We start from the raw sequence: 13074 nt of genomic DNA on the forward strand, positions 1-13074 counted from the left end.
TCACAATGAACTATAAGAACCTGACCCTCGATATAAGTGACCGTCAGATCGTTACGCTCTGTCTCAACCGGCCTGAAACCGGCAACGCCCTGAATAAAGAGCTGATTGCCGAAATGCACCAGGCTCTTGATCAGATTGAGCAGACGCCCACCCGCCTTCTGATACTCAAAGCCAATGGTAAACATTTCTGTACCGGTGCTGACCTCAACTGGATGAAACAGTCGAAAGCACTGAGCAAAGAAGAAAATCATCAGGATGCCCGGCAACTGGCCAGCCTCATTCAACGGCTGGACCAGTTCCCTGCCCCTACTATAGCGGTGATCCATGGTGCAGCATTTGGTGGTGCCCTGGGGCTGATCACCGCCTGCGATATCGCCATCGCCAGTAAATCCGCAAAGTTCTGCCTGAGCGAAGTCAAACTTGGGCTTATTCCTGCGGTCATCAGTCCTTACGTTGTTCGAGCCATGGGAGCACGCCAGGCACGACGCTATTTTCTCAGTGCAGAAACCATCTCAGCCAAACAGGCTCTTCGCCTGAACCTGATTCATGAACGGTGTAAAGAGCAGGATTTATCATCGACAGTCAAAGCACTTTGTGACCAAATCATTCAAAACGCCCCCGTTGCCATGGCTGAAGCGAAAAGATTAATTGATGACATCAGTCATCAGCTGATTGATGAAGACCTCATTAATCTGACCTGCGAACGAATTGCCAGTCTTCGTATTTCACCGGAAGGTCAGGAGGGATTGAGTGCTTTTCTGGAAAAGCGGGCTCCGGGCTGGGGAGAGCCATCAGCCAATAAAAAGCCATCAGCCAATAAAAAGCCATCAGCCAATAAAAAGCCATCAGCAGAGGAGCAACACCATGATTAAACGCCTGCTGATTGCCAACCGTGGTGAAATCGCCTGCCGAATCATAAAGACAGCCCATGCCATGGGTATGGAAACCATTGCCCTCTATTCCGATGCCGACCATCGGGCACTCCATACGACCATGGCCACTAAAGCAGTTTATTCTGGCCCAAGCCCTGCTCTTGAGAGTTACCTGGATATTGAGAAAATATTATCTATAGCAGAGCAGGAAAAGGCGGATGCCATTCACCCCGGTTATGGCTTCCTGTCGGAAAATGCCGACTTTGCCTTAGCCTGCCAGCAAAAAGGCATTATCTTCGTAGGCCCTCCAGCTTCGGCTATCGATGCCATGGGCTCGAAAAGTGAAGCCAAGAAAATCATGGCAGAGGCCGGAGTCCCTCTGGTTCCCGGTTACCACGGCGAGCACCAGAGTAACCAGCAGCTGATGGCTGAAGCCGAACTCATTGGTTACCCCCTGCTGATCAAGGCTGCTTTTGGCGGTGGCGGTAAAGGGATGCGTGTTGTTGAACATTCAGAGCACCTGGAGCAGCAGCTGGAATCAGCAAGGCGTGAAGCAGAAAAAGCCTTTGGCAATGACCAATTGCTCCTTGAACGTTTTGTCACAAAAGCGCGGCATGTTGAAGTTCAGATCTTCTTTGACCAACAGGGAAATGGTGTGTTCCTTTTTGACCGGGACTGCTCTTTGCAGCGCCGACATCAAAAAGTGATTGAAGAAGCGCCCGCCCCCGGCCTGACTCCCGAACTGCGCAAAGCCATGGGCAATGCCGCCGTCGCCGCCGGAAAAGCCATCGGCTATCAAGGGGCGGGGACTGTGGAGTTTCTGCTTGATGGTGATCAATTCTACTTTATGGAGATGAATACCCGCCTCCAGGTGGAGCATCCGGTAACGGAAATGGTCACCGATCTGGACCTGGTTGAGTGGCAGTTAACCGTGGCATCCGGCAAGCCTCTGCCATTGAACCAGACGTCATTACACTGCCATGGCCATGCAATTGAAACCCGGTTGTACGCAGAAAACCCACGGCTGGATTTTCTGCCCACCTCAGGACGCATTTTGACCCTGGAATGGCCAGAGACCCATGGCAACCTGCGTATTGATACCGGCATTCAGGCCGGTGACAGCATCACCGCCTGGTATGACCCCATGATGGCAAAAATCATTGCCAGAGGCCCCAGCCGACAAGCTGCAATAGCACAGCTTCAGACGGCGCTGGCCCAATATTATCAGGCAGGGATCTGCGATAACCGGGACTTTCTCGCCCACCTGCTGGCAACGCCGGCATTTATTGATGCCAAACTCAGTACTGACTTTATTGATCATCACCCTTTTCCCGCTTTATCCCCGGAGCAAAGAGAGCAGCTGTTAGCGGTTGCGGCTATTTATCAGTTTGAATGTGGCAACCTCGCCAGACCGGATAAGTTACTGCCAACCTTATGTGGCTCCACTTTCAGCACAGAATCCCTGGTTCAGCTTTATCTGGATGAACAGCGCTGGCTGGTCAGGATCGATAAACATTCCAACCGTTATCGACTCCGTATCGAAGATAAATCACTGACTATAACCGCCAATGTTAACCACAAAACCTGCGGCGCATCAGTGAGCCTCCGTTTTGACACGACAGACGCAGAGAAATTACAGCCAATCATTTGCCGTATAATTCCCCAGCCCGGGGAATTATTGAAAGTCATTCTTCCGGAAATCAGCTATGAAGTTGCACTCCCCGGCCACCCCATGGAACAGGAAGACCATCAGGATAATGTACCTCTTGCTCCGATGAGTGGCTCCATCACCTGCGTGATGGTCAATGAGGGCCAGTCTGTGGTGCAGGGAACCCCGCTGCTGATGATGGAAGCAATGAAGATGGAGCACTGCATCACCGCCAAAGAGTCCGGAACCATTGAGCGGATACTTTATCAGGCCGGAGACCAGGTTGGGGCAGGTTCGCCATTACTGACGTTCATCGAATAAGCAACACTAAAAACATGGAGCAAAGGGATGGCAAGTGATACAGCCAATTCACAGCAACTGCCTGACAGGGTAACGCTGGTTGAGATGGGTGCCAGAGACGGGCTGCAGAATCAGCCGGAGATACTCTCTGCCGGGATTCGCTCTGAGCTGATCAACCGTCTTGCCAGAACAGGACTGAAGCGTATTGAAGCTGGCAGCTTTGTGTCACCAAAAGCCGTTCCGCAAATGGCAGACTCCCACAAAGTTTTTGATCTTCTTCATCGACAACCGGGAATCACCTATGGTGCCCTGACCCCAAACCTCAAAGGTTTTGAGGCAGCCCTGGTCGCTGGCGCTGATGAAGTGGCGGTATTTGCTTCAGCCTCAGAAGGGTTCAGCCAAAAAAATATCAACTGTTCCATTGCCCAAAGCCTGCAGCGTTTTGAACCGGTTATGGCAGCGGCAAAAAAATACGGTTTAAACGTCAGAGGCTATGTTTCCTGTGTGATGGGATGCCCCTATGATGGCGATATCCGCCCTTCTGCCGTTGCCGGAGTGGCCGAACAACTCTGGCAGATGGGCTGCTATGAAATATCCCTGGGTGACACCACTGGCGTTGGCACGCCCCTCAACGCCAAAAAAGTTCTGGAGCACACTTCCCGACATATTCCCGTCTCAGCCCTGGCGGCACACTTTCACAATACCTATGGACAGGCACTGGCCAATGTTTTAGCACTGCTCGAAGAAGGGCTTTCGGTGATTGACAGTTCGGTTGCCGGCCTGGGAGGTTGTCCTTATGCCCCCGGGGCATCGGGCAATCTGGCGACGGAAGATGTGGTCTATATGCTGCACGGCATGGGCATAAAAACCGGGATAAATATGGAGGAACTGCTCAAAGCGGCTACATTCATTTGTGACCAGCTGGGTATACCCTCAAGATCAAATGCCGGGTTGGCATTGAGCCGGTCGATTCAGCCTTCCGGGTGAATTACCACTCGCGAATCCAGAAAAGAATCCAAAAGAGAAAGCCAATGACAGCACTGTGGATACCGGATCAAAACACAATAACATCATCCAATCTTCAGGCGTTTATCAACCGCGTAAAAGAAGTCACAGGTTTGCCACTGGAGGATTATTCTGATCTATACCGATGGAGCATTGAAGACCGCCCGGCCTTCTGGCAACAGCTGGCGGAATTCTACCGCGTACAATTTCATACCCAACCCACCGCTCCCTTAATAAACGACAGTATGCCAGGCGCTCAATGGTTTCCTGACTCAACACTGAACTATGCAGAACACCTTCTGCAACGAAGAGATAATAAAACAGCCCTGGTATTCAAAGGTGAGAATGGCCGTCGCCGAAACCTGAGCTACCGGGAGCTCTATCAGTCAGTAGCCGCAGCCCAACAGGGGTTGATTGAAGCCGGTGTCAAAAAAGGGGATCGTATTGCGGCCTTTATGCCCAACTGCCCGGAAACCATTATTCTGATGCTGGCCACCACAGCGCTCGGGGCAATCTGGTCATCCTGTTCGCCAGATTTTGGTATTCAGGGCGTGCTGGACCGTTTCGGACAGATTGAGCCCCGGCTCCTGCTCACGGTTGACGGTTACTTTTATGGCGGTAAAACCATCGACTGTATGGCAAAAACAGCACAGATTCAGCAATACATCCCATCGCTGGAAACCACCGTCGTTGTGCCTTTTGCCAATCCGGAGCCGGATATCGGGCAACTCAACAATGCGGTGCTCTGGGCTGATTTCTGCCAGCCATCCAATGAATCGGTGAGTATCGTACCTGTCGAGTTTAATCATCCACTGTTCATTATGTACTCTTCAGGTACCACTGGTGCCCCCAAGTGCATTGTTCATGGTCATGGAGGAACGCTGCTACAGCATTTGAAAGAGCTGGGCCTTCATACCGATCTGAAAGCCCGGGATACGATTTTCTACTTTACCACCTGTGGCTGGATGATGTGGAACTGGCTGGTTTCCTCGCTAGCCCTTGGGGCCACTGTCGTTTTGTACGATGGCTCCCCCTTTTATCCCGAACCTGCAACTCTGATGGATATGGCAGAGGCGGAGAACGTTGCCATTTTTGGTACCAGTGCCAAGTACATTGCCGCCCTGCAAAAAGCCGGCGTCAAACCTGCCAGCAGTCATAACCTTCAACATCTCAAAGCCATTCTGTCGACAGGCTCTCCCTTGCTGCACGAAAGCTATGACTATGTCTTTCAGGCGGTAAAAGCGGATGTCCGGCTTTCTTCCATATCCGGTGGCACGGACATCATCTCCTGCTTTGCCCTGGGCTGCCCGATACTGCCGGTCTATCGTGGTGAACTGCAGTGTCGGGGGCTGGGTATGGATGTTCACTTTGTGGATACGGCAGGGACTCCTGTGACTGAAGAAAAGGGAGAGCTGGTCTGTCAGTCCAGCTTCCCGTCCATGCCCATTGGCTTCTGGAATGATCGTGATGGCAGCAAATACCACAACGCCTACTTCAACGAGTTTGCAGGGGTTTGGGCTCATGGCGATTACGGCGAGCTGACCCGGCACGGTGGCGTTATTATCCATGGCCGGGCCGATGCCGTATTGAATCCGGGAGGTGTCCGCATTGGTACTGCCGAGATTTATCGCCAGGTTGAAAAGGTAGAGGAAGTGCTAGAAAGCATTGCGGTAGGACAGGAATGGGAAGACGACACACGCATTGTGTTGTTTGTGCAGCTTCGTGATGGCGTGACACTCAATGATCAATTGATCCGAAAAATCATCCAGACCATTCGCAGCAACACTACGCCTCGTCACGTTCCCGCCAAGGTTCTTCAGGTAACCGACATTCCAAGAACCATCAGCGGTAAAATCGTTGAGCTGGCGGTGCGTGAAGTTATCCATAATCGGCCGGTAAAAAATACCGATGCCCTGGCCAACCCGGATGCCCTGGATCAGTTCAGACACCGTCAGGAGCTTTTTTCCTGAGCTTTTCGAAGTACTGAAGGGCTCACGCATTTCAGGCTGGCCCGTTTTATACGCTTCTCGGGAATTTTCACGGCAAAGTAACGCATCCGGGGCTATTCTACACTGCGGGTTGTTTGCTCTTTGCCGTGAGAATCCCCGAGTCAGGCACGAATAGGCCTTCACTACCCGTGTGGCATTTTCATTATGCTGGATGACCGAACAATCAAATTACAAAGTCTCATGACTGTCTGTGGCGGTCTTGGGAATTTGAGCGGTAGGAAACCAGCGCAATAATTAACGCCATCATGAGGGAGTGATTTTGATACAGCCACCAACCATGCCCGGCAGCGTTACTGCCAGCGCCTCACGACCTGCAACAACCCAGTCTGTCGAGCCACAGGGACGGTGGGGGCGACTGGGTGTGTGCACAGAATCTGACGCCGTACCGTTGTTACAGGACAATACCCGGGAGGAAAACCCGGTAAACGACCACAGTACAATAAAAAACAGACAGCAAGACGTACCGCCGCAGCACCGTAAACCGGCCAGCACAACGCCCCGGACTCGTCAGCTGCCTAACCTGACCATGGTACCATGTGCTCCGTCCGGCCTCACTGCTGCCAATGCGACAGCCACAGCCAACGATCACAGTGACCGGTGGATAGCGGTGCCGGACGCTGCAACCCTGGGCAAGATCGGCCATGACCCTGACTATCCACTCAATGGTACTTACCGACAGACCGGGGATATTGATGGTAGCCAGTTGGGCCAGCCCATTGGTAATGATACTCATCCATTTACCGGCACCCTCCGTGGCGAAAACGGCACCATTTGTAATCTAAGCCATTGTCTGGTGCAAACGCTGGGTGATGAAGGCCGGATCGATGGCCTGAACTTTAACGGTGCCAATATAAGAGACAAAGGCCCGGTCGCGGTAGTGGCCTGTATCATTGCAGACGAGGCCATGGTCAGTAATGTCAGCGTTGACAATGCCCGTGTAGTAGCCCTGGGTGACAGTGCGGGAATTACCGGGGGGGATGTCCGGGGAACGGTGTTCAACACCACCGCAGTCAACTGTTCAGTGGCAACCTCCGCTGGCGGGAAAGAGACCGGGAACGCAGGTATTGGTGCCGGGCTAATTAGTGGTAATGGTAATGTTGTCGATACCACCGCGGTGAACTGTCACGTGACAGCTTCCCTCAGGGATGGAAGTGCAGGCATCGGCGCGGGTACGGCTTTTGGTAATGGCACGCTTGCTGACACCACGGCGGTGAACTGCAAAGTCGAAAACTCCGGAGATTATGGCTACGCAGGTATTGGCGCGGGCAGAGCTGCTCTTTTTGGCATGGTTGCCGACACCACAGCGGTGAACTGTAACGTGACAGCTTCCGGCTTGGATGGAAGTTCAGGCATCGGCGTGGGTGGGGGCGTTTTTAGTTTGGCAACTGTTGCCAACACCACAGCGGTAAACTGCAATGTGACAACCTCCGGCACTGGCGGGGGTGCCGGCATCGGGGCGGGCACGCTTTTAACTGGATTTGATTCTACAAAGATTGCTGACACCACCGCGCTGAACTGTACCGTGGCATCCTCCGGAAAGGACGCATCTGCTGGCATCGGAGCGGGAATATTAGATTCTACAGCCATCGTTGCCAGCACCACAGCGATAAATTGCGAAATCGACAGTGAATATGCAGTGGCTTCTATCAAGGGTGGTTCTGACCCTGATATCTGTAATGTTCGTATCAATGGACGCTGGCAAAACAATACCGTTCCTGGTTGTCAGCCCTGGCTGGATAATTTATGTGCAGGTATTGACTCTGGTCTGCTGACGCCAGATTGTCGGCCTGGTGAGGCACTGGCAAACAATCCTGTTCGTCAGTGTGGGTTCTTCCCTGTCGTCCCGACAACAACCCCAACCACTTCCAGCAATAGCAGCTCAAGGGCTTTGGACCTGAGTCAAGCTGCTATAGCCGGTATTGCCCTGGGCGGTGTGCTTTTTGTGCTGGTGGGGGTTTTGTGCATCTACCGTTACTATCGCAACCTGGCATCGTCTGCGGCTCCGGCTGGCTATAGCCCCATATTGGCCGAGGGCATAGGGGACGACAATCCCGTGACCAGATCCCCCGAGCGCTCCGTGAACCCACTACCCGATCTTGCAGAAGACAACGATGATGGTGAATTAGTGCCGTTACTCCGGTTGGTATAGCATCCGAAACTTAGAAAGCACGCATGGTATCAATTAAGGACTGTTTCCAAGCTCAAAAATAAACTCACTTGCAGCCTTTACAACAGGCACAGAAAAATTACTGCCAATTATTTGCCGTATAATTCCCCAGCCGGGGGAATTATTGAAAGTCATTCTTCCGGATATCAGCTATGAAGTTACACTTCCCGTCCATGCCCGTTGGCTTATGGAATGACCCTGATGGCAGCAAGTACCACAACGCCTACTTCAACGAGTTAGCAGGGGGCTGGGCTCATGGCGATTACGGCGAGCTGACCCGGCATGGCGGCGTTATTATCCATGGCCGGGCCGATGCCGTATTAAATCCGGGAGACGTCCGCATTGGTACTGCCGAGATTTATCGTCAGGTTGAAAAGGTAGAAGAAGTACTTGAAAGCATTGCGGTAGGACAGGAGTGGGAAGACGACACACGCATTGTGTTGTTTGTGCAGCTTCGTGATGGCGTGACACTTAATGATCAGTTGATCCGGAAAATCATCCAGACCATTCGCAGCAACACTACGCCTCGTCACGTTCCCGCCAAGGTTCTGCAGGTCACCGACATTCCAAGAAGCATCAGCGGTAAAATCGTTGAGCTGCCGGTGCGTGAAGTTATTCATAATCGGCCGGTAAAAAATACCGATGCCCAGGCCAACCCGGATGCCCTGGATCAGTTCAGAAATCGTCAGGAGCTTTTTTCCTGAGCTTTTCGAAGTACTGAAGGCCTCACGCATTTCAGGCTGGCCCGTTTTATGCTCTTCTCGGGAATTTTCACAGCAAAGTAACGCATCCGGGGCTATTCTACCCTGCGGGTTGTTTGCTCTTTTGCCGTGAGAATCCCCGAGTCAGGCACGAATAGGCCTTCTCTCCACGTGTGGCATTTTCATTATGCTGGATGACCGAACAATCAAATTGCAAAGACCTATGACTGCCTGTGGCGGTCCCAGGAATTTGAGCGGTAGGAAACCAGCACAATAATTAACGCCATCATGAGGGAGTGATTTTGATACAGCCACCAACCATGCCCGGCAGCGTTACTGCCAGTGCCTCGCAACCATCAACAAGCCAGTCTGTCGAGCCACAGGGACGGTGGGGACGACTGGGTGTGTGTTCAGAATCTGACGCCGTACCGTTGTTACAGGAAAATACCCGTGAGGAAAACCCGGTAAACGACCACAGTGCAATAAAAAACAGACAGCAAGACATACCGCCGCAGCATCGTAAACCGGCCAGCACAACGCCCCGGACCCATCAGCTGCTGAACCCGACCATGGTGCCAAGTGCTCCGTCCGGCCTCACTGCTGCCAATGCGACAGCCACAGCCGACGATAACAGTGACCGGTGGATAGCGGTGCCGGATGCTGCAACCCTGGGTAAGATCGGCCATGACCCTGACTATCCACTCAATGGTACTTACCGACAGACCGGGGATATTGATGGTAGCCAGTTGGGCCAGCCCATTGGTAATGATACTCATCCATTTACCGGCACCCTCCGTGGCGAAAACGGCACCATTTGTAATCTAAGCCATTGTCTGGTGCAAACGCTGGGTGATGAAGGCCGGATCGATGGCCTGAACTTTAACGGTGCCAATATAAGAGACAAAGGCCCGGTCGCGGTAGTGGCCTGTATCATTGCAGACGAGGCCATGGTCAGTAATGTCAGCGTTGACAATGCCCGTGTAGTAGCCCTGGGTGACAGTGCGGGGATTGCCGGGGGGAATGTCCGGGGAACGGTGCTCAACACCACCGCAGTGAACTGCACTGTGGCAGCCTCCGCTGGCGTGGAAGACGCTGGAGCAGCAGGTATTGGTGCCGGGTTTCTTCGTGATAATGGCAGGGTTGTCGGCACCACTGCGGTGAATTGCACGTCGGCCAGCTCTGAATATTCAGGAGCAGCAGGCATTGGTGCGGGGAGGCTAATGGCAGGTTTTAAAGCAGAGGGGCGTCGTGATGGTCATGGCATGGTTGCCAACACCACGGCGGTGAACTGCAAAGTTGAAAATTCCGCTAAATATGGAGGTGCAGGCATTGGCGTGGGTACGGCTTTTAATGATGGCACGATTGCTCACACCACGGCGTTGGACTGTTTAGTCGAAAACACCGGTGAGTATGGCGACGCAGGTATTGGCCTGGGCAAAGCTGTTTTTTTTGACATGGTTGCCAACACCACAGCGGTGAACTGTACCGTTGCCGCTTCCGGTTTACGTGGCAATGCAGGCATCGGCGCAGGGGGAGGCAGCTTTTCTGTGGCAAATGTTGCTAACACCACAGCAGCAAACTGCACTGTGACGACCTCCGGCCCCGGCGGGAACGCCGGTATCGGGGTGGGCATGGTTGGTGGCGGATTTGAATCTGTAAAGATAGTTGGCACCACCGCATTGAACTGTACAGTGACAACCTCCGGCAAGAGCGCAGATGCTGGCATCGGAGAGGGAGGATTTTCATCTTATAGCAATCTTGCCTGCACCACGGCGATCAATTGCGAAGTCGACAGTGAATATGGAGATGCTGGTGTCATGGGTGGTCCTGAAGCGGGCATCTGTAATGTCCGTATCAATGGACACTGGCAAAACAATACCGACCCTGGTTGTCATCCCTGGCTGGATAATTCAGGTGCAGGTATTGACCCTGGTCTGCTGCCGCCGAATTATCGGCCCGATGTTTATAATTTTACGGCACTGGCAAACAATCAACTTCATCAGTGTGGGTTTTCCCCGGCCACAATCCCGACAACAATTCCAACAACAACCCCAACCATTTCGGGTAAAAGCAGCTCAAGGGATCTGAACCTGAATCAAGCCGCTTTAGCCGCTATAGCCCTGGGCGGTGTACTCTTGGTGCTGGTGGTTGGCTTGTGCATCTTCCGCTACTATCGCAACCGGGCATCGCCTGCGGCTGGTTATAGCCCCATATCGGCCGGGAGCACAGGGGACAATCCAGTGAACAGATCCCCCGAACACTCCGTGAACTCAATGCCCGATATTGCAGAAGACAGCGATGATGGTGAATTGGTGCCGTTACTTCGGTTGGTATAGAAACCGAAAGTTAGAAAGCACGACTGTTATTAATTAAGGACTGTTCCCAAGAGGCTGACCGAGAATAGACTGCTATCCTCGCTAATGGGTCGCCTAGGAGGCTGACCGAGAATAGCGCCCGTAGCGAGGATGGCAGAAAATTGAGGATAAAAATTCCGTTTTGTGAGGTGAATAGCGGGGCTATTTACCGAACAAAACGGAATTTTTAGACCAATTTGCTGCCACCGCAGTAGGGCAGTCTATTCTCGGACAGCCTCCTAGACGGGCGCTATTCTCGCTCAGCCTCCTAAGCTGAAAAACAACTCACTTGCTCACGTTCTGGAAAAACGCTTTTCAGAGTGCAGTGATAGCAATCGGGCCAAGGTGGTTCTCGCTCTCTCACTGGTTTTGCACTGACAGTGTTTCTGTATATCTGATCAGTCCTTTGACAACAGATTTCAGGAAAATACCAATGGAGGTGAAAGGCAGCTGCTCGCTTCTAACGGAGATCTGTTATGAATAATGTTACAAATTCGATAAACAATTTAAGTAATTTTCCAACTTGTGCTCTCTGTAAAGAGCAAACAAACAGCTTATTTGGTGGGCGATCGGTGGTCACCGCGTCGTGCCCTGAGTCCCACCAATTCCATCTTGACTGCATTCTTCAACCATTGCTTGATCAAGCCAGGGCTGAGGCCAGGCGGAGTGAACTGCATTGCATTGTCTGTTCGGAGCAACCTATCCTGCCGTTGCTTCGTTGCTCTCAGCCTTTAGCTGCACATGCCTGTCGTTATGGGGATCTGGAAGCACTGGGAAAGGTGTTGGATCTTGATATCGACAATATAGGCTGGCAACAATCTGGAGGAGGCGTTTATGCTGATAATCTGGAGAGCATAATTGATGCCCTGGGAAAGATTGCCGCTAAACACGGTCAGGTTGAGTGCTTGCAATTATTGTGGGAAAAATCAAAAGGGCCACACCCCAATCCTAACTCTGTATTGTATACAGCAGCTGCAAATGGCCGGATTGAGTGTCTGGAGTGGGTATTAAACACCTGGTTCAAGGGGCACCATAGAGATTACATTACCGAAAAACTTAATAAGGCAATGGGTGCTGCTGCAGGAGAAGCTCAGGTAGAGTCTATGCGGTATTTGATGAAAAAGGGGGCGAACGAAGCTGCTGGTGCCCTGCGTATTGCCTCGGAAAGTGGCCAAACTGATTCAATTCGATTTCTGATGAAATCATGGTACTGTTTTGAGGATCTCAACAGTGGACGACGTACTGAGATTTTAAATGAGTCTCTGATGATCGCCACCGCGAAAAATCTCCCCGTGAGCGTACATGTTCTGCTCAACGAGGGGGTGCTCGCTCTTAGTCTTGATCTCAATCATGCATTGTTCAATGCAGTTGGGTCAGGCAGCACCGAGTGCATGCAACCTCTGATTGACGCAGGTGCGGACATTAATGGCAGATTTGAAAAAGGCAGCGTTCTCACGAACGGTTTCACGCCTCTTACCTGTGCGGTCAGTCGTCAAGACAAAAAGCTCATGAACGCAGTCATGCTCGCCGGGGCAAATGTGGATGTTAAAAACCGGTTTGGCGACTGTGCACTTCATATCGCCGCTGGACTTGATGATATTACCTTTCTTCAAAAACTCCTTGAGTCTGGGGCGGATCGCAATGCCAGAGATCAACTGGGCCGTACGGCCCTCCACCTGGGCAACCGGACTGACAATGTAGAATGTGCCAAAACTCTGATTAGGGCTGGGGCAGATATTAATGCCAGAGACTACTCCGGTGAAACTGCACTCTTTGCGGCTGCCAGAGAAAACAATATCGGATACCTTATGACCCTTATTGATGCCAATGCAGATATTAACGTCAAAAACAACAGGAACCAGACGGCGCTGGATTTTGCAAGTGACGTACAATGCGAGCGAGCGCTTATCGGAGCCGGAGCCAAGTACAGCTGGCAGTTAGAGCTATTGGATGTTGCAGAAGCTTTTGAAGATCTAAATGATCTGCAGTGCACTTTATCCTGATCCTTATTCGCTGCT

General features: G+C 52.1%; 8 protein-coding genes. All 8 read left to right on the forward strand.

All coding sequences use genetic code 11. The annotated features are described in order from the left end of the window. The first annotated feature begins 5 nt into the window (after window positions 1–5). Window positions 6–872: an enoyl-CoA hydratase-related protein gene (locus J7438_RS11420; RefSeq protein ID WP_286196536.1), complete on the forward strand. Its 867-nt coding sequence runs from the start codon at window positions 6–8 to the stop codon at window positions 870–872. After that, window positions 865–2841 (forward strand): acetyl/propionyl/methylcrotonyl-CoA carboxylase subunit alpha, encoded by a 1977-nt coding sequence (locus J7438_RS11425; protein ID WP_209276642.1) that lies wholly within the window; start codon window positions 865–867, stop codon window positions 2839–2841. The genes J7438_RS11420 and J7438_RS11425 overlap by 8 nt, the downstream gene beginning before the upstream one ends. Before the next feature lie 27 nt (window positions 2842–2868). Further along, window positions 2869–3807: a hydroxymethylglutaryl-CoA lyase gene (locus J7438_RS11430; RefSeq protein WP_209200545.1), complete on the forward strand. Its 939-nt coding sequence runs from the start codon at window positions 2869–2871 to the stop codon at window positions 3805–3807. A gap of 44 nt (window positions 3808–3851) precedes the next feature. Then, window positions 3852–5795, forward strand: a complete 1944-nt coding sequence (locus tag J7438_RS11435) for an acetoacetate--CoA ligase (RefSeq protein WP_209200544.1) — start codon at window positions 3852–3854, stop codon at window positions 5793–5795. Between the two features lie 298 nt (window positions 5796–6093). Next, entirely contained in the window at window positions 6094–7983 is a 1890-nt protein-coding gene (locus J7438_RS11440) for a M26 family metallopeptidase (RefSeq protein WP_209276643.1), read from the forward strand. Window positions 7984–8153: 170 nt separating this feature from the next. Next, the gene (locus J7438_RS11445) at window positions 8154–8705 is read left to right on the forward strand and encodes an AMP-binding enzyme (protein ID WP_209276644.1); all 552 of its coding nucleotides are present in this window, start codon (window positions 8154–8156) and stop codon (window positions 8703–8705) included. Window positions 8706–9004: 299 nt separating this feature from the next. After that, complete coding sequence (locus J7438_RS11450; RefSeq protein ID WP_209276645.1) at window positions 9005–11038, forward strand: M26 family metallopeptidase; 2034 nt, start codon at window positions 9005–9007, stop codon at window positions 11036–11038. Window positions 11039–11838: 800 nt separating this feature from the next. Beyond that, on the forward strand, window positions 11839–13059 hold the full coding sequence (locus J7438_RS11455) for an ankyrin repeat domain-containing protein (protein WP_209276646.1): 1221 nt from the start codon (window positions 11839–11841) through the stop codon (window positions 13057–13059). Window positions 13060–13074 lie beyond the last annotated feature (15 nt).

This window comes from Thalassotalea sp. G20_0, from assembly GCF_017744175.1.
In the GTDB taxonomy this organism is placed as follows: domain Bacteria; phylum Pseudomonadota; class Gammaproteobacteria; order Pseudomonadales; family Endozoicomonadaceae; genus Endozoicomonas.

Bases quoted from the DNA above. Each gene is read 5' to 3' on its own strand.
- J7438_RS11420 (WP_286196536.1), top strand. From the start codon at position 6: ATGAACTATAAGAACCTGACCCTCGATATAAGTGACCGTCAGATCGTT.
- J7438_RS11425 (WP_209276642.1), top strand. From the start codon at position 865: ATGATTAAACGCCTGCTGATTGCCAACCGTGGTGAAATCGCCTGCCGA.
- J7438_RS11430 (WP_209200545.1), top strand. From the start codon at position 2,869: ATGGCAAGTGATACAGCCAATTCACAGCAACTGCCTGACAGGGTAACG.
- J7438_RS11435 (WP_209200544.1), top strand. From the start codon at position 3,852: ATGACAGCACTGTGGATACCGGATCAAAACACAATAACATCATCCAAT.
- J7438_RS11445 (WP_209276644.1), top strand. From the start codon at position 8,154: ATGAAGTTACACTTCCCGTCCATGCCCGTTGGCTTATGGAATGACCCT.